Annotated in this window: 16 protein-coding genes and 1 pseudogene; 10 read left to right on the plus strand and 7 right to left on the minus strand. The window is 67.1% G+C overall.

Going from position 1 to position 19,058, the window contains the following annotated elements; genetic code table 11:
* Both ACODSD_RS13875 and ACODSD_RS13880 read left to right on the plus strand, forming a co-directional pair.
* A pseudogene (locus ACODSD_RS13875) lies at positions 1–187 on the plus strand (phosphonate metabolism protein/1,5-bisphosphokinase (PRPP-forming) PhnN); the annotation flags it as partial.
* A 298-nt stretch (positions 188–485) separates the two neighbouring features.
* Positions 486–815, plus strand: coding sequence for a hypothetical protein (locus tag ACODSD_RS13880; protein WP_107799819.1), 330 nt, complete (start codon positions 486–488; stop codon positions 813–815).
* Between the two features lie 62 nt (positions 816–877).
* On the opposite strand, the gene ACODSD_RS13885 is transcribed toward ACODSD_RS13880, so the two are convergent.
* Together ACODSD_RS13885 and ACODSD_RS13890 are read right to left on the minus strand one after the other, a co-directional pair.
* Positions 878–2,500 (minus strand): sensor domain-containing diguanylate cyclase, encoded by a 1,623-nt coding sequence (locus tag ACODSD_RS13885; RefSeq protein ID WP_107799818.1) that lies wholly within the window; start codon positions 2,498–2,500, stop codon positions 878–880.
* 76 nt (positions 2,501–2,576) lie between these two features.
* Entirely contained in the window at positions 2,577–3,224 is a 648-nt protein-coding gene (locus tag ACODSD_RS13890) for a TetR/AcrR family transcriptional regulator (protein ID WP_488877617.1), read from the minus strand.
* Between the two features lie 96 nt (positions 3,225–3,320).
* Here ACODSD_RS13890 and ACODSD_RS13895 point away from each other — a divergent pair, with 96 nt between their 5' ends.
* The 5 genes from ACODSD_RS13895 (at position 3,321) to ACODSD_RS13915 (ending at position 8,638) form a co-directional block, all read left to right on the plus strand.
* Positions 3,321–4,001 (plus strand): DAPG hydrolase family protein, encoded by a 681-nt coding sequence (locus tag ACODSD_RS13895; RefSeq protein ID WP_107799816.1) that lies wholly within the window; start codon positions 3,321–3,323, stop codon positions 3,999–4,001.
* A gap of 155 nt (positions 4,002–4,156) precedes the next feature.
* Positions 4,157–5,179: a putative 2-aminoethylphosphonate ABC transporter substrate-binding protein gene (locus ACODSD_RS13900; protein WP_227104125.1), complete on the plus strand. Its 1,023-nt coding sequence runs from the start codon at positions 4,157–4,159 to the stop codon at positions 5,177–5,179.
* A gap of 214 nt (positions 5,180–5,393) precedes the next feature.
* Complete coding sequence (locus ACODSD_RS13905; RefSeq protein WP_227104124.1) at positions 5,394–6,494, plus strand: putative 2-aminoethylphosphonate ABC transporter ATP-binding protein; 1,101 nt, start codon at positions 5,394–5,396, stop codon at positions 6,492–6,494.
* Positions 6,488–8,185, plus strand: coding sequence for a putative 2-aminoethylphosphonate ABC transporter permease subunit (locus ACODSD_RS13910; protein WP_488877618.1), 1,698 nt, complete (start codon positions 6,488–6,490; stop codon positions 8,183–8,185). Before ACODSD_RS13905 ends, ACODSD_RS13910 begins: the two co-directional genes overlap by 7 nt.
* A gap of 60 nt (positions 8,186–8,245) precedes the next feature.
* The gene (locus ACODSD_RS13915) at positions 8,246–8,638 is read left to right on the plus strand and encodes a DUF4280 domain-containing protein (protein WP_081545670.1); all 393 of its coding nucleotides are present in this window, start codon (positions 8,246–8,248) and stop codon (positions 8,636–8,638) included.
* Positions 8,639–8,644: 6 nt separating this feature from the next.
* Here ACODSD_RS13915 and ACODSD_RS13920 read toward each other — a convergent pair whose 3' ends face one another.
* Complete coding sequence (locus tag ACODSD_RS13920) at positions 8,645–10,438, minus strand: patatin-like phospholipase family protein (protein ID WP_488877619.1); 1,794 nt, start codon at positions 10,436–10,438, stop codon at positions 8,645–8,647.
* 630 nt (positions 10,439–11,068) lie between these two features.
* On the opposite strand from ACODSD_RS13920, the gene ACODSD_RS13925 reads away from it, so the two are divergent.
* Positions 11,069–11,578 (plus strand): hypothetical protein, encoded by a 510-nt coding sequence (locus ACODSD_RS13925; RefSeq protein ID WP_488877620.1) that lies wholly within the window; start codon positions 11,069–11,071, stop codon positions 11,576–11,578.
* A gap of 347 nt (positions 11,579–11,925) precedes the next feature.
* Here the strand turns inward: ACODSD_RS13925 and ACODSD_RS13930 are convergent, their stop codons facing one another.
* Positions 11,926–12,750, minus strand: a complete 825-nt coding sequence (locus ACODSD_RS13930) for a substrate-binding periplasmic protein (RefSeq protein ID WP_488877621.1) — start codon at positions 12,748–12,750, stop codon at positions 11,926–11,928.
* A gap of 182 nt (positions 12,751–12,932) precedes the next feature.
* Here ACODSD_RS13930 and ACODSD_RS13935 point away from each other — a divergent pair, with 182 nt between their 5' ends.
* Entirely contained in the window at positions 12,933–14,021 is a 1,089-nt protein-coding gene (locus ACODSD_RS13935; protein ID WP_488877622.1) for an agmatine deiminase family protein, read from the plus strand.
* Positions 14,022–14,081: 60 nt separating this feature from the next.
* Positions 14,082–15,044, plus strand: coding sequence for a LysR family transcriptional regulator (locus ACODSD_RS13940; protein WP_488877623.1), 963 nt, complete (start codon positions 14,082–14,084; stop codon positions 15,042–15,044).
* 141 nt (positions 15,045–15,185) lie between these two features.
* On the opposite strand, the gene ACODSD_RS13945 is transcribed toward ACODSD_RS13940, so the two are convergent.
* The 3 genes from ACODSD_RS13945 to dalD are packed head-to-tail and all read right to left on the minus strand — an operon-like array spanning position 15,186 to position 19,040.
* Positions 15,186–16,124, minus strand: a complete 939-nt coding sequence (locus ACODSD_RS13945; protein WP_488877624.1) for a carbohydrate kinase family protein — start codon at positions 16,122–16,124, stop codon at positions 15,186–15,188.
* Complete coding sequence (gene xylB, locus ACODSD_RS13950; protein ID WP_488877625.1) at positions 16,121–17,593, minus strand: xylulokinase; 1,473 nt, start codon at positions 17,591–17,593, stop codon at positions 16,121–16,123. The genes ACODSD_RS13945 and xylB overlap by 4 nt, the downstream gene beginning before the upstream one ends.
* A gap of 55 nt (positions 17,594–17,648) precedes the next feature.
* On the minus strand, positions 17,649–19,040 hold the full coding sequence (dalD, locus tag ACODSD_RS13955; protein WP_227104116.1) for a D-arabinitol 4-dehydrogenase: 1,392 nt from the start codon (positions 19,038–19,040) through the stop codon (positions 17,649–17,651).
* Positions 19,041–19,058: the final 18 nt, after the last annotated feature.

Below are 19,058 nucleotides of genomic sequence, written 5' to 3' on the forward strand. Positions count from 1 at the left end.
GCTGGCGGCGCGGCTGGCCGGCCGCGGCCGGGAATCGGCCGAGCGCGTCGCCCTGCGGCTGGAGGAGGCCGCCGCGCTGACGCCGCCGCCGGACGCGGCGGTGCTGCAAAACGACGGCGAACTGGCCGAGGCCGGCGAGCGGCTGCTGCGGCTGCTGACGCGGGGCAGGGAGGCGGACTGTCCTTAATGCCTGGAAAACCGCGCCGGCGAAGCCGCCGCCGCTTGCTATAACCGGGGCAGTTCGCCGGCCGCGTGGCGGCGAGCCGCGCGCCGTCTCCGGCTGGCGGGACGCCGGAGAACGTGTTTACGATTTCGCGAGCTAAGGCGAGACAAGGCGAAAACCGCTGAGAAAGCGGAATGTACAGGTGGTACATGAGCATTTCGAAGTGGTTTTCAACGCGGTATCGCCGACGCGCAGCAGATCGTAAACAGGTTCTGAGCGGTGCGCATGCAATGGTCGTCCCGCCGTTGGCAGGAGAATGGATATGGCTTTGCAATCGAGAAACTGGCATGCCTGGCTGAACGTGATGCCGGGTCACCCCAAGAGCTTGCATGTGGCAGGCGACGTGGTGGTGGCCAACCCCGGCGTGGAGGCGCTGCTGTGCATGCGCGAGCCGCAAGGCATCAACCCGGCCATCCTGATGCTGGACTTGCACCTGGTGCAAAAGCCCGGCATGTGGCCGCAGGTGTTGGCGGTGGCGCACGCCCACTACGACAGGGTGCTGCCGCCGGGCGCGCCCAAGTACACGGCGGTGGAAGTGCTGCACAATAACGAGCGGGTGGCTTATATCGAGCCCATCCCCGAAATCGTATAGACAGCGGCAGTCACGGCGGCCTGGCAGGGCCGCCGGACGGCTTGCGGGATCGTAAACGGGTTTTACAGCGTGACGCTTTCGCAGCCGCTGCGGCCGGACTTTTTGGCCCGGTACATCGCCTGATCCGCCGCCTGCAGCAGGCTGTCCGCGCTGCTGTCGCCGTTGCCCAGCGCGATGCCGACGGAAATGCCCAGCTGGCGTTGTTCGCCGCCGATGTCGAAAGGCGTTTGCATCGTCTCTATGCATTTGGCCGCCACGATGCGGGCCGCTTCCTCCGCGTCCTCGCCCAGATCGCCGATCAGCAGCACGAACTCGTCGCCGCCGATGCGCGCCAGGGTGTCGGTCTGGCGCACGATGCCGCCCAGGCGCTGCGCCGCCTGCCACAACACTTTGTCGCCGGCCTTGTGGCCGTAGCCGTCGTTGATCTGCTTGAAGCCGTCCAGATCCAGAAACAACAAGCCCAGCCGGCTTGCATTGCGCTGCGCGCGCGCCAGCGCCATGGTCAGGCGGTCGGCCAGCAAGGCGCGGTTGGGCAAGCCGGTCAGGGTGTCGTGATGGGCCATGCGCGCCAGTTCCGCCTGATGCTGGTCCAGCTTGCTCAGCAGCCGGTTGAAGGCGGCCAGCAGATAGCCCACCTCGTCGTTGCGCTTGACCGGCAGCGGTTCCAGCGGCAGTTCGCCGCGGGTCATGCGGTCCGCGTGGCTGGCGGCGCGGAACAGCGGGCGGAACAGCAGATACAGGCCCGCGCCCGCGGCCAGGGCGAACACCAGCACGGCGATCACCGCGTTTTTCAGCAAAAAGGCTTGCGCCCGTCCCACGGTGGCGAAGGCCTCGCTGCTGGGCAGGCGCGCCACCACGAACCAGCCGGTGCTGGGCACCGAGGCGATGGCGGAGACTTCCTCGCGCCCCTGGGCGTTGACGGTGATGCCCACGCCGCGAAACCCTGTCATCGCCCGGTCGTGCAAGGGATTGATCCCCGCCGGCGGCGTGGGTTTGAGCACCATGTCCGGCTGGGAGGAGGCGACGAAGATCTTGTCCTGCGGCGAGATCAGCAAAAAGCCGCTATTGGGCCCGCCGATGTGGGAGGCCAGCAGCAAGTCCATGAAGCCCGGCGCGGCCAGCGCGGTAATGCCGGCCAGCGCGCCTTGCGGGCGGCCGTCGCGCCAGGGCAGCGCCGCCGCCATCGGCAGCACCGGTTTTTTGCTGATGCGGCCGATAAGCGGGCGGCCGATGACGACGCGGTCCAGATTGGGCGGGCTGGACAGGGCGACGCGGATATAGTCCCGGTCGGAATAGTCCCGGCCCACGCGGCCGGGCATGGACGGATAGTCGGCGATGGCGCGCCCGTCCGGCGTCACCACGTACAGGCCTTGCGAGAACGGGCATTGGAAGTCGCAATGCAGGCGCAGCCAGGCTTGCAGTTCCGCCGGGCGTTGCAGCAGCTCCTGGGGCAGGCTGGCGGCCAACCGCTGAAGCAAGGCCTGGCGCTGCTGGATCTTGAAGTCCACGTCGCGGGCGACGTAGCTGGCCAGCGCCATCTGCTGGTTCTGCACCACCTTGCTCAAATCCTCGCGCAGAAACTGGCTGAGCGCGTAGTAGCGCGCCACCGCGCCGGCCACCACGATGCCCAGCGCCAGCAGCAGCAAGCGGGTAACGATGCTATCAAGGACGCGGCGCAGGCTCATGGTCGCAAATAAGGTTGTCTTCAAGACAGTTTAGTCAAGGTTTCGGGCCTTGTATGCCCGGGCCCGGCGGGGCGGCTCAGCGCGGCAGCAGGCCGGCGCAACACAGCGCCACCGCGGCGCGGATGCGCTCGCCGGGGTCGTGCTCCGGCAGCGGCGGCGTCAGGCCCAGCGCCATCCGGCGCAGCGGCTCCGCTATCGTCATCGCCAGCAGCAGTTCGGCGGTTTGCGCCGGCTGCGGGCAGCGGATCAAGCCCTGTTCCGCCTGGCGTTCCAGCCAGCCAGCCAAGAGCGCGGCGCAGCGCTGCACGCCGTGCTCGGCGTACTGCGTCAGCGCCTGTTCCCGGCCGGGAAAGTCTCCTATCAGCAGGCGGAACAATCCCACCGCCTCGCGCGTGAGCACCTTGGCCGCCACGGTGTTCAGCAGCGCTTCCAAGGCCTGCGGCAGCGCGGCGGCCTCCGTCAGCGGCTCGCTCATCGGCGCGACGAAGGCGTCGGTCCAGCCGTGGATGACCGCGCCCAGCAACTGCTCGCTGTTGTCGGCGAAGCGGTACACCGTTTTCTTGGCCACCCCGGCCCGCTGCGCCACCGCCGCCATGGTGGCGGCCTGGTAGCCCTGGCTCAGCAAGAGTTCGGTGGCGGCGTCCAGCACCTGTTGCTTCAAAGCGTGTTCCGGCGCGGCGGGGCGGCCGCGCGCGCGCGGCGAGGCCTGATCCTGGCTTGACATCGGGGTAAGGTTTCCTCAATATGGAAACGCAATGCGTTTCTTAATTAACCAGCGCCGGCGTCGCGCCGCGCTGATCTTCAAGCCAAGGAGTGTACTGTGAATTCTCACTATGAAACATCTTACGATGAGCTGTTGCAGCCCGGCCCGCTGATGCTGGAAACCGGCGTGCGCCGTCTGGACGACGGCCGCTTGCTGGTGGCCGCGCGCACCGAAATGCCCGGCTGCGCCGGCCGCATGTTCGACTGGTGGTTCACCTTCTTCGATTCCACCCGGCACATCCGCTGGTGGCATCCGCACGACCATGTGGAGCTGCGCGGCTGGGACGGCCGCCGCCGCGCCGGCCGCGGCTATATCGGCTCCACCGTGCGCGCGGTGGAGGCGCTGGGCGAGATTCCGCCGGTGGCGGCGGTGTTGAAGTTCCACCCGCCGGAAACCTTCTTCGGCGCCGGCCGCTTGAGCGCGGCGCTGGCGCGCGGCGAGGCCTCGGCCGCGGTGTGCGCGCGCATCGCTTTCGGCAACGAACCGCGGCTCAGCGCCGACGGCGACCCGCTGGACGGCGAGATGGTGCACCTGACGCGGGACACCGCCCACGGCGCGGTGCTGCGCAGCCGCTTCTTGCTGGGCGCGGCCGACGGCAGCGGCGAACCGGTGCCGGAACGCCTGGGCCTGGAGCTGATGCGCCATTGCTACAACGAGTTCAGCTGCCTGGCGCGGTTCTTGCCGTCGCTGTATTACGGCGAGCACGCCAACGGCGAGAAAGGGCCGCTGGCCTGGTAGGCCGCCGCGCCGGCGGGCAGGACATCCAGCCGCGCAAGACAAGCTTCACCCGGCCGTCACCGCGCTGTCATCGGCGCGTCGTAAGGTGGCGGCTGATTGACGGACGGCGCATGGACCATGAGGTCTATACGTCTAAACCCATTGGAGCGATGTCGATGAAACAGCTGATTGTCCTGGCCGCCGGCCTGGCCCTGTCCGGCCTGACGGCCCCGCTGGCGCAGGCCGCCACCACCCTGACCGTGTACACCGCGCTGGAGGCGGACCAGGTCAAGGAATACAAAGAGGCTTTCGAGAAGGCCAACCCGGACATCGAAATCCGTTTCGTGCGCGAATCCACCGGCATCATCACCGCCAAGCTGTTGTCCGAGAAAAACAATCCGCAAGCCGACGCGGTATGGGGCCTGGCCGCCACCAGCCTGATGATTCTGGACCAGCAGGGCATGCTGCAGCCTTACGCGCCCAAGGGCGTGGAAAAGCTAAGCCCGGAATTCGTCGACAAGGCCAAGCCGCCCAAGTGGACCGGCATGGACGTGTGGGCCGCCGCCCTCTGTTTCAACACCGTGGAAGCCGCCAAGAAAAACCTGCCCAAGCCGGAGAGCTGGGCCGACCTCGCCAAGCCGGTCTATAAGGGCCAGATCGTGATGCCGCATCCGGCGTCCTCCGGCACCGGTTATCTGGACGTGTCCGCCTGGCTGCAGATGATGGGCGAGAAAAAGGGCTGGGATTATATGGACAAGCTGCACGCCAATATGGCCCAGTACGTCCACTCCGGCTCCAAGCCGTGCAAGATGGCCGCCGCCGGCGAGTATCCGATAGGCATTTCCTTCGAATACCGCGGCGCTCAGCTCAAGGAGAAGGGCGCGCCCATCGACCTGATCTACCCGAAGGAGGGCCTGGGCTGGGATCTGGAGGCCACCGCCATCATCAAGGGCAGCAAGAAGCTGGCCGCCGCGCAGAAGCTGGCGGATTTCTCGGTCAGCCTGCCGGCGATGCGTCTGTATGAAAAGAACTACGCGGTGCTGGCCATGCCCGGCGTGGCCAAGCCCAATCCCTTCATCCCCGCCGATTACGCCCAGCGTCTGAGCAAGAACAATTTCGCCTGGGCCGCCAAGCAGCGCGAGGCCATCCTGCGCGAATGGTCGCGCCGCTACGAAAGCAAGGCCGAACCCAAGAGCTGAGCCGGCTTCCGTCATTGCGCCGCCCGCCGGGCGGCGTCGTTTCTTTTTAAAAACCTGTTTACGATCTGCTGCGCGTCGTGGAGCGTTACACGGTGAGTGCGTCTTCAAAATGCTCATATACCGTGTGTGCGCTCGGCTTTTTCAGCCGTTGTCGCCTTGTCTCGCCCTTGCTCGCGAGATCGTAAACAGGTTCTAAGACACCCTGGAGTTGCGCATGAAACCGGCCGATAGCCTGGACGGCTTGTCCGAACACCTGTCCGTCCGCGGCCTCAGCCGCCGTTTTGGCGGCTTTACCGCTTTGGACGGCGTATCGCTGTCCATCCGCAAAGGCGAATTCGTCTGCCTGCTGGGCCCGTCCGGCTGCGGCAAGACCACCTTGCTGCGGCTGATCGCCGGGCTGGAACGGCCGGACGCCGGCAGCGTCCATTTGCTGGAGCGCGACATCACCGACGAGCCGCCGGCGCGCCGCGACTACGGCATCGTGTTCCAGAGCTACGCGCTGTTCCCCAATCTCAGCGTCGCCGACAATATCGCCTACGGCCTCAAGCCGCGCGGCGGCGGCGCGCGCCACGCCCGCCGCGTGCGCGAACTCCTGGACCTGGCGGGCCTGCCCGGCGCCGAGGACAAATACCCGGCCCAGTTGTCCGGCGGCCAGCAGCAGCGCGTGGCGCTGGCGCGGGCGCTGGCCACCTCGCCCGGCCTGCTGCTGCTGGACGAACCGCTGTCCGCGCTGGACGCGCGGGTGCGCGACAAGCTGCGCGACGAACTCAAAGGCCTGCAAAAACGGCTGGGCGTCACCACGCTGATGGTGACCCACGATCAGGCCGAGGCGCTGGCCATCGCCGACCGGGTGGTGGTGATGAACGCCGGCCGCATCGAGCAGATCGGCACGCCGGCCGAAATCTACCGCCGGCCGGCCAGCCGCTTCGTCGCCGAATTCGTCGGCGCCGCCAACTGGCTGCCGGCGCGGCGGCGGGACGCCCACGGCGCCGCCGTCGGCAACTGCCTGCTGCGGCTGGACGCGCCCTTGCCGCAGGCCGAGGCGCTGACCTTGTTCCTGCGGCCGGAAGACATCATCGTCAAGGCGCGCTGGGACGGCGCGCCCAACACCTTGCTGGCGAGGGTGGCCGACATCAGCTTCGGCGGCGCGATGACCCGGCTGCGCCTGCAGCCGGAAGGCATGCCCGGCCAGCTGCTGCATGCGGAAATCTGCCCGTCCATGCTGCAACGCCAGCCGCTGACGCCGGGCGAGGTGGTGCCGGTGGAATTGCCGGCCGCGCTGCTGCGCGCCTATGCCGGAGAGGGTGCATGCTGAGCCGCGCCTTGCCAGGCCGGCGCGCGGCGCCGGCCGACGGCGAGCGCCGCGTCGCCGCCGCGCTGGTATGGACGCTGACGGCCTTGCTGGCCTTGGCGCTGGGTCTGCCGCTGCTGTTCATCTTCGGCAAATCGGCATTGGACATGGACGGGGGCTTCGTTGGCCTGGCCAACTTCGTCCAGGTGCTGGACAGCCCGGGCCTGATGCGCGCCGCCCGCCACAGCTTGTGGCTGGCGCTGACCGTCACCGCCCTGGTGCTGCCGCTGGCCTTCGCCTTTGCCTGGGGCTTGAGCCGCAGCCGCGTCTGGGGCCGCGGCGTCTTTCGTCAGATCGCCTTGTCGCCGCTGTTGGCGCCGTCCTTGATGCCGGCCATCTCGCTGGTGTATTTGTTCGGCAACCAGGGCCTGCTCAAATCCTGGCTGGCCGGCGGCAGCGTCTACGGCTTTTGGGGCATGGTTTTGGGCGAAGCCTTCTATACCTTTCCGCATGCGCTGCTGATCCTGCTGACCGCGCTGTCGGCGTCGGACGCGCGTTTGTACGAGGCCGGCCGCGCGCTGGGCGCCGGCGCCTTGCGTCGCTTTCTCACCATCACCCTGCCGGGCGCGCGCTACGGTCTGGTCTCGGCGGGCCTGGTGGTGTTCACCCTGGTGATCACCGACTTCGGCGTGCCCAAGATCGTGGGCGGGGACTACAACGTGCTGGCGGTGGAAGCCTTCAAGCAGGTGGTGGGGCAGCAGAACTTCCCGCGCGGCGCGGTGGTGGGCCTGATGCTGCTGTTGCCGGCGGTGTTTTCCTTCTTCATCGAGCGGCGGATGGCGCGTCGCCAGCAGGCGGCGCTCGGCGCGCGCGCGGTGCCGTTTTCGCCGGGGCCGTCGCCGGGCCGCGATCTGGCCGCCTGGCTGTTGCTGGCGGCGATCTCGCTGCCGCTGCTGGCCTTGCTGGGCGTCGGCGTCGCCGCCTCCTTCATCAAATACTGGCCTTACGACTTGAGCCTGACGCTGGCGCATTATCAGTTCGACCGCGTGGACGGCGGCGGCTGGAGCGCCTATTTCAACAGCCTGAAGCTGGCCTGCCTCACCGCCGGCGCGGGCAGCCTGCTGGTGTTCGCCGGCGCTTACGCCTGCGAGAAGCTGCCGGCCGCGCCGCTGGGCCGCGCGCTGCTGCGCTTCTTCGCCATGCTGCCGATGGCGGTGCCCGGCCTGGTGCTGGGCCTGGGCTATGTGTTCTTCTTCAACCATCCGGACAATCCGCTGCATGCGCTTTACGGCGGCATGACGCTGATGGCCGCCTGCACCATCGCCCACTTCTACACCACCGGCCACCTGACCATGAGCACCGCGCTCAAGCAGCTGGACGGGGAGTTCGAAGCGGTGGCCGCCTCGCTCAAAGTGCCATTCTGGGTGACGCTGCGGCGGGTGAGCTTGCCGGTGTGCCTGCCGGCGCTGTTGGACGTGATGCGCTATCTCTTCGTGTCCGCGATGACCACGCTGTCGGCGTTGATCTTCATCGCCAGTCCGGACAACAGCCTGGCCGCGGTGGCCATCGTCACCATGGACGACGCCGGCGACACCGCGGCGGCGGCGGCGATGGCCACGCTGATCGCCTTGAGTTCGGCCGCGGTTTCGCTCTTGCTGCTGGGGCTGGAACGGCTCTTGTGCCGGCGCGGCCAGGGCTGGCGCGGCCGCGCTTGACTGCGGTTTGCTTTGGCGTGACGATGTCATGTCTTGGCCCGCCGGAGTGAGGAGACGCGCATGGGATGTCCGCAAGTGTGCATGGGCGCGATGCTGCAATGCAGCTTCGGCGTCGCCCCCAGCAGCCTGGTGGTGTTGCCCGCCAACCGGGTGATGGCCGGCGGCGTGCCGGCCGCCAACATCATGGACAACGTGCCCATGCTCAACGTCATGCCCTTCGGCATGTGCCAAAGCCCGGCCAACCCGATGGTGGCGGCCGCCACCGCCGCCGCCATGGGCGTGCTGACGCCCATGCCCTGCATCCCGGTCACCGCCGCGCCGTGGACGCCGGGCGCGCCCACGGTGCTGATAGGCAATATGCCGGCGCTGGACAGCAACAGCATGCTGATGTGCAACTGGGGCGGGGTGATCAAGATCAACGCGCCCGGCCAGTTCACGGTGATGATTCCCTGAGCAGGTTTAAGTGGTCGGAGTGGCTCGGCCTAAAGGCTGGACCGGCGAAGCGGCCTGCCGGGTTGGCGCTGACTGATTTGGACTAAGCAAGCCGGCTGTGTGTTGAGCCGCGATGATGGTATCCATTACTTTGTCGTAGACCAACCAGCCAAACAGCGCTCGCGGGATGGGCAGCAAAGATGAAAGCCAGCGGGGCGCATTGGAGAGGGGCAGCTTGTCCGCTTGGAGCAGGGCCTTGAACCTGGTTTTGACGCCATCGCGAATCTGCCCCAGCCGGGCTTGATCCAGCGCGTCGACCGGCCACTCCGGCTGAGGCGCCGGCAGCTCTTCACCGACGGATCCCAGCAAAGGAAGGATCCGCCATTCTTCCTGCCCTTGACCTTGCTGCGCCCTGGCTTGCTGCTGTTCACCCGAGCGGAACAAGGGGTGGCCGGCCGGCAGGGTGAAATGCTGCTTCAGAAACTGCTGGCAATTGCGGCGGCCCAGCATGAAGTCGTGATGGCGATAAGCTTGGTGCAGAAAGCCGCCGAAGGCGCCGAGGCTGGAGGAGGCGAGGTGTGGCAGTTTGGGGTCTTGCTGCTGCCAGGCTGCTCCCCGGTTAGGCGAAATCAGGAAGCGGCTGTAAACATGGTCATCATCGGCGAGCATGCTTTCAGCGCTGTCGGTGCGACACTGATCTTTCCAGGCCGTCAGCAGTTTGGGCAAGGCGGAGAACAAATCGTCGGTTTTCTCCGGCGCGTGATAGGCGGCGCTCTCCGGGAAGGGATCGATCATTATCATGGCGCGGGTGGCGATGCCATCCGAGGTTTCTAGATGCCCCAGCGGGCCGCAGAGCAACTGATGTGTCAGCGCCACCGGTTCGTTGTTCATGGTTCCGCCATCGACGCATAGATAGGAGTAATTGCCCGTCAGTTGGCAGGAAGGCCGCAGCCGAATCAAGCGTCCATTGTGAGGGATGAAGCGATATAAATAGTCGCTGGCGTGTCGTTCCAGCAAGCGGTGGCGCAGGCCGCCAGGAAAGGCGCTGGAACCTAGTGCGTGTTGCAGCATTTTGCGCCAGTTCTGGTCTGGCGTGTTCGTGGAAAGCGGATATTCATCGGGTTGCAGAGGCGTCTGCGCGCTGTCCGGCCGAGTGTTCAGCGCAAACAGGATGTGATCGGCGTGCGCTGTCATATCCAGGCCATGGGCTCCTGGCGCGTCGGAGTCACTGGACATGGCCAAGTCGTAAGGCACGCCGGACAGATTGGCTTGGCAAAACGCCAGTCGCAGGGTGTCGGCTACATGATCGCGCCGATACGGCGCACCGAGCGTGGTTTGAGACCGTGCCTCCTCGGCCAATTGATCCAGTCGGCTGCAATCCAGTAAAGAAGGAAAGCCGGAGTTTTGGTCTTGCAAGTCCTGAGTGCCGAGCAGATTCAGGATGTCCACGGCTTCCACCCAATTGTGGTACAGCGGGTTGTCGGAGCGAGGGCCGTGAGCGAAATTCTTGTGCAAGGAGCAGGCCAACAGCGCGGCCACGACGCTGCCGGCGGAAGCGCCGGCCATCACGCTGAGTTTGACGCTGTGGGAGGGAGGGTTTTGCGCAGGGTCCGCTTTAGCCTGCTGCCACGCCTCCAGCGCCTCCAGCAAAAAATCAAGCACGCCGGCGGTATACGCGCCCGCCGACACCGCACCGGCCAGACAGAGGCCGATTTCAAACACGTTGTTCTGCTTTAAGTCCACTTGTGACCGGGTTTTATCGGCCGGCATGGACATGGTTTCTTCATACTGTTCGTTGGATACGAAAATCGAGTCGCTCATGGTGTTCTCCCAAAGAAACACGCGCGCTCCGTTGCCATAGAACGGTGTGACGGGGGCTTCGGTGCGGGCTGACTTATGGCTGGTGGAAAATACAAGGGACTGTAAAAATCAAAACATGACAAGTTAAATAGCATCGCCATGGTGTTTTGTAATAATAGCCGTTCCCATCTTTTGGTATTTCATGGTGTATTGTTTCGATATTTATAAAATTCAAAAATGGTTTTGATGAAAATTCTAAGCACTTTTTTGACGCATGGTGAGTGTTTTAACAGAAGAGATGATTGCCGAGCCAGCACCGTGAGGCGGCTTGGCTTATTGGGTATAGTTACATTGTTCTAATTAGATCAAGTTTAAATGACTACGTGCGATTACTAAGAATATTTGCTGTAGTACAGTTTTGTGGTTGATTTATCCAATGGAAAGCGCTGGCTTTTAATTGACGGGTGAGCGAGATGATTTTAAGAATCAGTAGCAAATAAAGGAAGCCTTTAGGTGTGCAGGCATTTTTTATCAGCCTAAATGTCAGTTGTCCGTAATGCGGCAATGGCGAATTTGATAAATATCAATTTGTCATTTTTTGTTTGACGAAAAATGCCTGTTGTTTTCAACGCCGATATTGAAAGGGCATTCATGCAAGGATTCGCACTGTTTTCTCATGGCGCCGCTCTGGCACTCAGCCTGGCCGCCGCTTCCGTCTTCGCCGTCACCATCACTCCGCCCGGTCCCGGCGGCGCGCCTATGCCGTTTTCCGCGGTGGGGCCGGCCAAGGTGGGCAAGTTCGGCATCGATCTGGACTGCAAGGCGGTGTTCAGCGGCACCGTGGACGGCTACGGCAATGTGGCCATCACCAGCGCCTCGTTCAGCGGCGGCGCGCTGTGCAAGGTGATCAAGCCCTCCGCCTCGCTCGCCTCGCCGTGGACCGGCCATGTGGACACCGCCACCCAGCTGACCTTGGACAATGTGGCGGTGAACGTGAAATCGCCGATCGCCGGCGGCCTGTGCGGGCCCACCAAGATAGTCGGCAGCGTTGCCGACAACGGCAGCGAAACCGTGATCGGCCTGGATGCGGCCCAGCTGTCCGGCGGCTGCTCCATCAGCGCGACGTTGAGCACCACGCCCTATATGCGGGTCACGCCTTAGAACCTGTTTACGATCTGCTGCGCGTCGTGAGACGTGACATGGTGAGTACCGCATTCGAAATGCTCATGTACCGTGTGTACACTCCGCTTTCTCAGCGGTTTTCGCCTTGTTTCGCTCTAGCTCGTCACGGGTAGGGCGGGGGGAGCGCGGCGATACCCACGCGGGAGGCTTGAAGGGGCCGTCGAATACAAGGTTTCCCGCGTATCTACGCAAGGCTCCGACGTCATCATCATAGAAGGATGATGAACAGGCGCTTCAGCATCAAGGGCCGGGACCCCCTGATCCGTCGCAAGACGGCGTCAGGGGTTGTGTCCGTGGCGTTTGTCCAAACAGAAGCCCGGGCGCCCTCAATGGGCCGGCGTCTGGAGAAAGTGTTCGACGATGCGTTCGGTTTCGCCGGATTGCTTCATCGCCTGCAAGGCGGCCGTCAGTCTGCCGGCCAGCGAGGCCGGGTCCAGCCGCAGCGGGTAGTTGTCCGGGTTTAAGGGCTGGTCGGCGCGGTAATCCGGATTGGGCTGCGCGCGGTAAAAGCGGGAGTGTTTGGAAAAGCCCATATGCATGGCTTGCCAGGGCTCCAGCGACGGGTGCAGCGTCAGCCCGGCCGGCCGCAGCCGCTCCCAGTAGAAGCGCAGCGTCAGTTCGTCGTAGATGTAGAAATCCGCCTTGCCGGCGCTGATCAGGCGAAAGGCGCGCTCCACATCCATTTCCGGCACTTGCAGCACCTTGATGCGCGCTTGCCACGGCAGGGGAATCAGGTCCGGGTTGCCCAGGCTGCGTAGTTCCACGCCATTGTCCAGATCGGCGTAGCCGCGTACCGCGGGGTGGCTGGCGCGGGTAATGACGACATGGCGCTCGCGCAGGCCGTTGGGCAGGAACAGGGCGATGGGCTCGCGCTCCGCGTTGTAGGTATAGCCGGGATAGAAGTCCACCTCGCCCTGCGCCAGCGCTTGCAGCACGCGCTTCTTTGGCAGGCGAACCACTTTCAGCGTGCAGCCGATTTTTTGGCAGGCGCGGCTGTACAGGGTTTTATAGATGCCTTCGTCGTTGTCGTCGTCGATATAGGGACGCCGTTCATTGGTGCGGTAGCCCATCACCAGTTCCGGATCCTGCGCCAGGGCCAGGCGGGCCTGGGCCGCGATGACGGCGATGATGATGCAAAGCGCGAGACGCATGCCGGCCCCTCCTGTATTCCGTCTTCAGCTTATGTCATTCTTCCCGCCGGCGCGCGGCGGCGGGAAATACATGATAAAAATAGATAGGTTTCCGCAAAATTCATCGCTTTTTCAAATGCATGTCCGCTTGCACAATGCCAAGCACGGCCATGTGGCTGGAAACCGGCCTTGGAGACACGGCGATGAGCACTAGACGACAATTCCTGGGCGCAAGCCTGTTGACGGCGGGCGGCATGATGGCCGCCCGCGCTTGGAGCGCGGAGCCGAACGCGGCCGGCTACCGCATGCCGGACGAGGGCGAGGGCCACGCCGCCACCTGGATGGCCTTCGGCCCCAGCCTGGAGGTGTGGGGCACGAGTCTGCTGCCGGTGGTGCGGCGGGATCTGGCGCGAGTGGCCCAGGCCATCGCCGCCCACGAGCCGGTGCGCATGCTGACGCGCGCCGAGGACATGGTGCTGGCGGCCAAGCTGTGCGGCCCCAAGGTGGAACTGGTGGAGCAGCCGCTGGACGATCTGTGGATACGCGACAGCGGCCCGATCTTCGTCAAGGGCAAGGGCGGGGCGGCGGCGGTGGATTTCAACTTCAACGGCTGGGGCGGCAAGCAGGCGCACCGTAGGGACGCCAAGGTGGCGGCCGCGGTGGCGGCCAAGAGCGGCGCGCCGGTCGTGCGGACCTCGCTGGTGCTGGAGGGCGGCGGCATCGAGGTGGACGGCGAGGGCACCGCCATCATCACTGAAAGCTGCGTGCTCAACCCCAATCGCAACCCGGGCCTGAGCAAGGCGCAGTGCGAGCGCGAACTGCGCCGGCTGCTGGGCGTGGACAAGGTGATCTGGCTGCCCGGCATCGCCGGCCGCGACATCACCGACGGCCATACCGATTTTTACGCCCGTTTCGCCCGCCCCGGCGTGGTGGTGGCCGGCCTGGAGACGGACTCGCAGTCTTACGATTATCAGGTGACGCGCCGTCATCTGAGCCTGCTGCGCCAGGCGCGGGACGCGCGCGGCCGCAAGTTGGAGGTGGTGGTCTTGCCGGGGCCGGAGCGGGTGAGGCCGGAGTATGAGGGCCACGAGATGGCGGCCGGCTATATCAATTTCTACGTCTGCAACGGGGCGGTGATCGCGCCGGAGTTCGGCGACGCCAAGGCGGACCGCAACGCGGGCGCGGCCTTGCGCGAGCTCTTCCCGCAACGCGAGGTGGTGCAGTTGAACATCGACGGCATCGCTGCAGGCGGCGGGGGCATTCATTGCGCGACCCAGCAGCAACCGGCTTGAGCATGCGTTCACAGCCCGCTGCGCGTCCGCGCCGGCCGGAAATCAGGAGGACATATTCGGATGGAGAAAGGCGATAACAGCGGCGGGCCGCAGGCGGCCGAGCGGGAAGACCCGGCGACGGGCGCGCTTGGCCGCCTGCCCTCGCTGCGGCTGCTGACCGGCTTCGAAGCCGCCGCGCGCCTGGGCAGCGTTTCCCGCGCCGCCGAGGCGCTGCATCTGTCGCAGTCCGCGGTCAGTCATCAGATTCAACAGCTGGAGGCCTTTGTCGGCCAGCCTTTGTTCCAGCGAGTGGGCCGCGGCATCGAACTGACCTTTGCCGGCGAAATGCTGCAACAAAGCGTGCGGCGCGCGCTGGACACGCTGCGGCGCGGGCTGGACCGCATCGCGGTCTACACGGACCCGGGCCTGGTGGTGCTGGTGGGGCCGGCTTTTTTACTGCACGGCTGGCTGCAGGGACGCTTGGACCGGCTGCGCGCCGCCCATCCCGACATCGTGCCTTTGTTATCCATAGACGAGGAGCCGGGCCAGGCCGATGAGATCGACGTGGACATCGTCATCGGCCGGCAGCCGATGGCGACGGCCGGCTGGGAGGACGCAGTCTGGCTGCGCGAGGACTGGCGTTTCGTCGCCGCGCCGGCCTTGGCGGAACAGCTGGCGGCGTTGCCGGCCGAGCGCCATCCGCAGCTGGCGCGCTTGATCTGCCTGGAAAAGACGCGCATGCCGGAGGAGGCGGAGGCCGCGGTGCAAGTGCTGCTGCCGCGTTTCGGCGTCGCCGCCGTTTACGACGCGCCGCAACTGGCGCTGGACGCGGCCCTGCGCGGCCACGGCATCGCCTGTCTGCCGTCGCCGGCCTTGGAGGAGGCGCTAGCCGAAGGCAGGCTGCGCGAGCTGGCCGGCTACCCGCGCCGGCCCGGCGCGCAATGGTGGTTGTCCCGGCCGCGCGACGCGCTGCGCAGCGAGGCGATGGCGAATCTGTTTGATTGGCTGCGGGAAGAGGGCGGCGGCGAGTCGGCGCCGCTTTAGGTCCTGTTCACAGTCTGCCGCTATTCGTGAAACGCGGCGCGGGGAGCACGGCTTCGAAATGCTCATGCGCCGCGAGCACATTCCGCTTTCTCCGCCGCAACGCCTGGCCTCGCCCTCGCTCGCGAGGCTTTGAACAGGCGCTTAGTCCGCCAGTTGCGCCCGTCGCGGCAGGTCCGGGCCGCGCCGCGCGCAGGTGAGGGCGGCGGCGCGCGTTGCGAAGCGGACCAGATCCTCGGTTTCCGCCCGGCTCAGCGCCGCCAGCCCGTCCGGGCTCAGCCGGCCCAGCTCGGCCAGCCGGCACAGCAGCGTGGCCTGGAAGCTATCGCCCGCGCCCACGGTGTCCACCACCTGGACGGCGGCGGCCGGCTGTTCCCATTCGCCGTGACGGCGGCTGAACACGCGCACGCCTTGTTCGCCGCGGGTCAGCAGCAGCAACTGGCATGGCGGGGCGAGCCAGCCGCGGGCGCAGGCTTCGATCTCCTGTCCCGGATACAGCAGGGCCAGATCCTCGGCGCTGACCTTGATCAGATGGGCGTGGCGGCGATGGATGTCCAGGCATTGCCGCCAGCGCGCCCGTTCCGGCTCCACGTTCAGCCGCAGATTGGGATCCAGCGAGATCAGCCGCCGGCCGCTTTCGCGGGCCGCCAGCGCTTGCAGCGCCTCGCCGCCGGGGCGGCCCACCAAGGCGTAGGAGCCGAAGTGGACGGCGGCGACCTCGTCGTCCAGCGTCGGCAGCTCCTCCGGGCGCAGGCTGGCTTCCGGCGCGCGCTCGCCGTAGAAGCCGTATTGCGGCTGGCCGTCTGCGTCCACGCTCACCATCGCCAAGGTGGTGGGCAGATCGCGCGGCAGCAGATAGCGTCCGTCCACTCCCTCCCGCTCCAACAGCCGCCGCAGCTGCGCGCCCAGATAATCGTTGGACAAGGGCGTCAGCAGGGCGGCGCGCCGGCCCAGCCGCGCCAGGCCCACGGCCACATTGAACGGCGAGCCGCCGGGCACGGCGCGGTAGTTCAGCTGCGGCCATTCCGCCGCGCCGGGTTCCAGGAAAAAATCGTACAGGGCTTCGCCGCAGCACAGAATCATGGGGAGGTCTCCGCAAATGAGGGGGGCCGCGCCTGGTAGAGGGCGCGAAAGTGACGCAGGCGAGCTTGCAAGGCCTGATGCCGGGCGGCGTCCGGCGCGCAGCGCGCCCGCAGCGGCGGTTTGGCGCAGACGGCGCCGAGGTCGCCGCCGTCCGCCAGCCAGCCCAGGCGGGCCGCGCCCAGCGCGGCGCCGGCTTCGCCGCCCTGATGGGTGAGGATTTCGGCGTCCAGCGCGTCGGCCAGCAACTGCGCCCAGAACGGGCTGCGCGCGCCGCCGCCCACCAGGGACAAGGCTCGCGGCGCGGCGCCGGCGGCGCGCAGCGCGTCCAGCCCGTCCGCCATGCCGAAGGCGACGCCCTCCAGCACCGCGTAGCCGAGCGCGGCGCGGCCGTGCGCCTGGCTCAGGCCCCAGAAGGCGCCCGGGGCGAAGGGGTCGTTGTGCGGAGTGCGCTCGCCGGACAAATAGGGCAGGAACACCGGCGCGGCGGCTTGCTCCGCCGGGCTCAGCCGCTCGACTTCCGTCAGCAGCGTCGCCTCGTCCACGCCGGCCAGCCGGCAGAACCAGCGCAGGCAGCTGGCGGCGGACAGCATCACGCTCATCAGGCTCCAGCGCCGGGGCAGCGCATGGCAGAAGGCGTGCAGCGCCTGCGCCGGATTGGGGCGGAAACGGTCGTCGACGACGAAGATCACCCCGGAGGTGCCCAGGGACAGGAAGCCGTCGCCGGGGGCGATCGCGCCGATGCCGACGGCGCTGGCCGCGCCGTCCCCGGCGCCGCCGGCGATCAGCGGCGGCTGAGCGATGCCCCAGGCGGCGGCCGCCGCCGGGCTCAGCCGTCCGGCCGGCGCCAGTCCCTCCACCAGCCGCGGCATCTGGCGGCGCGACAGTCCGCCGGCGTCCAGCAGCTCCTCGGACCAATCGCGGCGGCCCACGTCCAGCCACAAGGTGCCGGAGGCATCCGAGGTGTCGGTGATCTTGTCGCCGCTCAGGCGCAGGCGCAGATAGTCCTTGGGCAGCAGCACGGCGGCGACGGCGCGGAAGCTCTCCGGCTCATGCCGCGCCAGCCAGCGCAATTTGGGCGCGGTGAAGCCGGGCATGGCCAGGTTGCCGGCGACGGCGTGGAGCCGCGGCGCGGCGGCGGTCAGCTCGGCGCATTCGGCCACGCTGCGCAAATCGTTCCACAAGATGGCCGGCCGCAGCACCCGGTCCCGGCTGTCCAGCAGCACCGCGCCGTGCATCTGGCCGGACAGGCCGACGGCGCGGGTGGCGGCCAGCGCGGCCGGCGCCTGCTCGCGCAGCTTGGCGACCGCCGCGCAGGCGGCGCGCCACCAGTCTTCCGGGTCTTGCTCGGCCCAGCCCGGCCGCGGCCGCGACACGTCCAGCGCCGCGCCGGCGCTGGCGAGCGGGCGGTTGTCGCCGTCCAGCAGTACGGCCTTGATTTCCGAAGTGCCCAGATCGATGCCCAGATACATGGTTTTGTCCTTGGAGGGAGTGGCGGACGGCCGGATGGCGGCTCTCTCGCGCAGTCTATCCCCGTCCGCGGCCGTCCAGCCAGCTGTCCACCCGCGCCAATGCGGCGCGCAAGGGCGCGACAAGCGCCGGGCTGCCGGCCAAGGGGCCCCAGAGCGCCGGGTCCGCGCAGTAGGCGGCCACCGGGTCGGCGGCCGCCAGCATGCGATGGCAGGCGGCGATGTCCATGCTGCCGTCCCGGTAGGCGTAGCCCAGCCGGCCGGCGCGCCAGCGTTGCAAAAAGCGCAGGAACAGCGCCGGCAGCATGGCGCAGGCGTCCGGCCGGCGGCCGGCGTCGATGGATTCCCGCAGCGTGGGCGCGATGAAGCCGGGCAGCTTGGCGTAGCCGTCCGCCGCCACGCGCTGATTGCTGTCGCCCAGCGCCGGATTGCCGAAGCGCTCCAGCACGCTGTCGCGGTAGCCGGCCAGGTCCAGCGGGCTGGGGCTGAGGCAGGGGATCACGTCCTGGCTGACGTAGTCGTGAGCCAGTTGCCGGATGTCCGGGTCCGCCGCGCCCTGGTGGATGAAGTCCAGGCCAAGCAGGCTGCCGGCCCAGGCGATGCCGCTGTGGCTGGCGTTGAGGATGCGGATCTTGGCTTCCTCATAGGGCTGGACATCGGCCACCAGCTGCGCGCCGACGCGCTCCAGCGCCGGGCGGCCGGCGGCGAAGCGGTCCTCTATCACCCACTGGGTGAAGGATTCGGCGGTGATCGCGCAGGGGTCGCGCCAGCCGGTGGCGGCGGCCACCCGCTCCGCCAGCTCCGGCGGCGGCCGCGGGGTGATGCGGTCCACCATGGCGTTGGGGCAGCTGCTGTGGCGGCGTGTCCACGCCAGCAGCTCGGTTTCCTGGCGCAGGGTCAGAAACTGTTCCAGGCCCTGGCGGAAGCGCTCGCCGTTGTGGCGCAGATTGTCGCAGTTGAGCAAGGTGAGCGCGCCGCCGCCGCGCGCCGCGCGCGCGCGCAAAATCGCGGCGACGGCGCCGTACAGGGTGTTGAGCCCGCCGTGCAAATCGTCCGCCAGCTCCGGATTGGCGGTGTCCAGCGCCTGCTCCTGGTTCAGGTAGTAGCCGGCTTCGGTGACGGTGAAGGAGATCACCCGGGTGGCCGGATGAGCGCCTTCGCCTATCAGCGCGCTCAGTTGGCGGTCCCAGGGCAGCACCGCGTCGATGGCGCGGATGCGCCGGTAGCGGCGCTCGCCGGCCGGGCTGACGGTTTCCAGCGTGTACTGGCCTTGCTGCGCCGCCAACTGCTCCAGCAGCGGGTTCAGGTCGGCGCGGATATTGCCGACGGCCAGCCGCCAGGGCTCGGCGTCGGCGCCGGCCAGTTGGTCCAGATAGACGGCCTGGTGGGCGCGGTGGAAGGCGCCGGCGCCGATATGCAGCCAGCGCGGCGGGGTGGGGGCAAGTGTCATCGCGGGTTCCATGGCGGG

The organism is Chromobacterium sp. FG22 (assembly GCF_057809415.1).

Excerpts from the sequence above, each read along its gene's own strand:
- ACODSD_RS13880 (WP_107799819.1), top strand. The coding sequence starts at position 486 with ATGGCTTTGCAATCGAGAAACTGGCATGCCTGGCTGAACGTGATGCCG.
- ACODSD_RS13885 (WP_107799818.1), bottom strand. The coding sequence starts at position 2,500 with ATGAGCCTGCGCCGCGTCCTTGATAGCATCGTTACCCGCTTGCTGCTG.
- ACODSD_RS13890 (WP_488877617.1), bottom strand. The coding sequence starts at position 3,224 with ATGTCAAGCCAGGATCAGGCCTCGCCGCGCGCGCGCGGCCGCCCCGCC.
- ACODSD_RS13900 (WP_227104125.1), top strand. The coding sequence starts at position 4,157 with ATGAAACAGCTGATTGTCCTGGCCGCCGGCCTGGCCCTGTCCGGCCTG.
- ACODSD_RS13905 (WP_227104124.1), top strand. The coding sequence starts at position 5,394 with ATGAAACCGGCCGATAGCCTGGACGGCTTGTCCGAACACCTGTCCGTC.
- ACODSD_RS13910 (WP_488877618.1), top strand. The coding sequence starts at position 6,488 with ATGCTGAGCCGCGCCTTGCCAGGCCGGCGCGCGGCGCCGGCCGACGGC.
- ACODSD_RS13915 (WP_081545670.1), top strand. The coding sequence starts at position 8,246 with ATGGGATGTCCGCAAGTGTGCATGGGCGCGATGCTGCAATGCAGCTTC.
- ACODSD_RS13920 (WP_488877619.1), bottom strand. The coding sequence starts at position 10,438 with ATGAGCGACTCGATTTTCGTATCCAACGAACAGTATGAAGAAACCATG.
- ACODSD_RS13925 (WP_488877620.1), top strand. The coding sequence starts at position 11,069 with ATGCAAGGATTCGCACTGTTTTCTCATGGCGCCGCTCTGGCACTCAGC.
- ACODSD_RS13930 (WP_488877621.1), bottom strand. The coding sequence starts at position 12,750 with ATGCGTCTCGCGCTTTGCATCATCATCGCCGTCATCGCGGCCCAGGCC.
- ACODSD_RS13935 (WP_488877622.1), top strand. The coding sequence starts at position 12,933 with ATGAGCACTAGACGACAATTCCTGGGCGCAAGCCTGTTGACGGCGGGC.
- ACODSD_RS13940 (WP_488877623.1), top strand. The coding sequence starts at position 14,082 with ATGGAGAAAGGCGATAACAGCGGCGGGCCGCAGGCGGCCGAGCGGGAA.
- ACODSD_RS13945 (WP_488877624.1), bottom strand. The coding sequence starts at position 16,124 with ATGATTCTGTGCTGCGGCGAAGCCCTGTACGATTTTTTCCTGGAACCC.
- xylB (WP_488877625.1), bottom strand. The coding sequence starts at position 17,593 with ATGTATCTGGGCATCGATCTGGGCACTTCGGAAATCAAGGCCGTACTG.
- dalD (WP_227104116.1), bottom strand. The coding sequence starts at position 19,040 with ATGACACTTGCCCCCACCCCGCCGCGCTGGCTGCATATCGGCGCCGGC.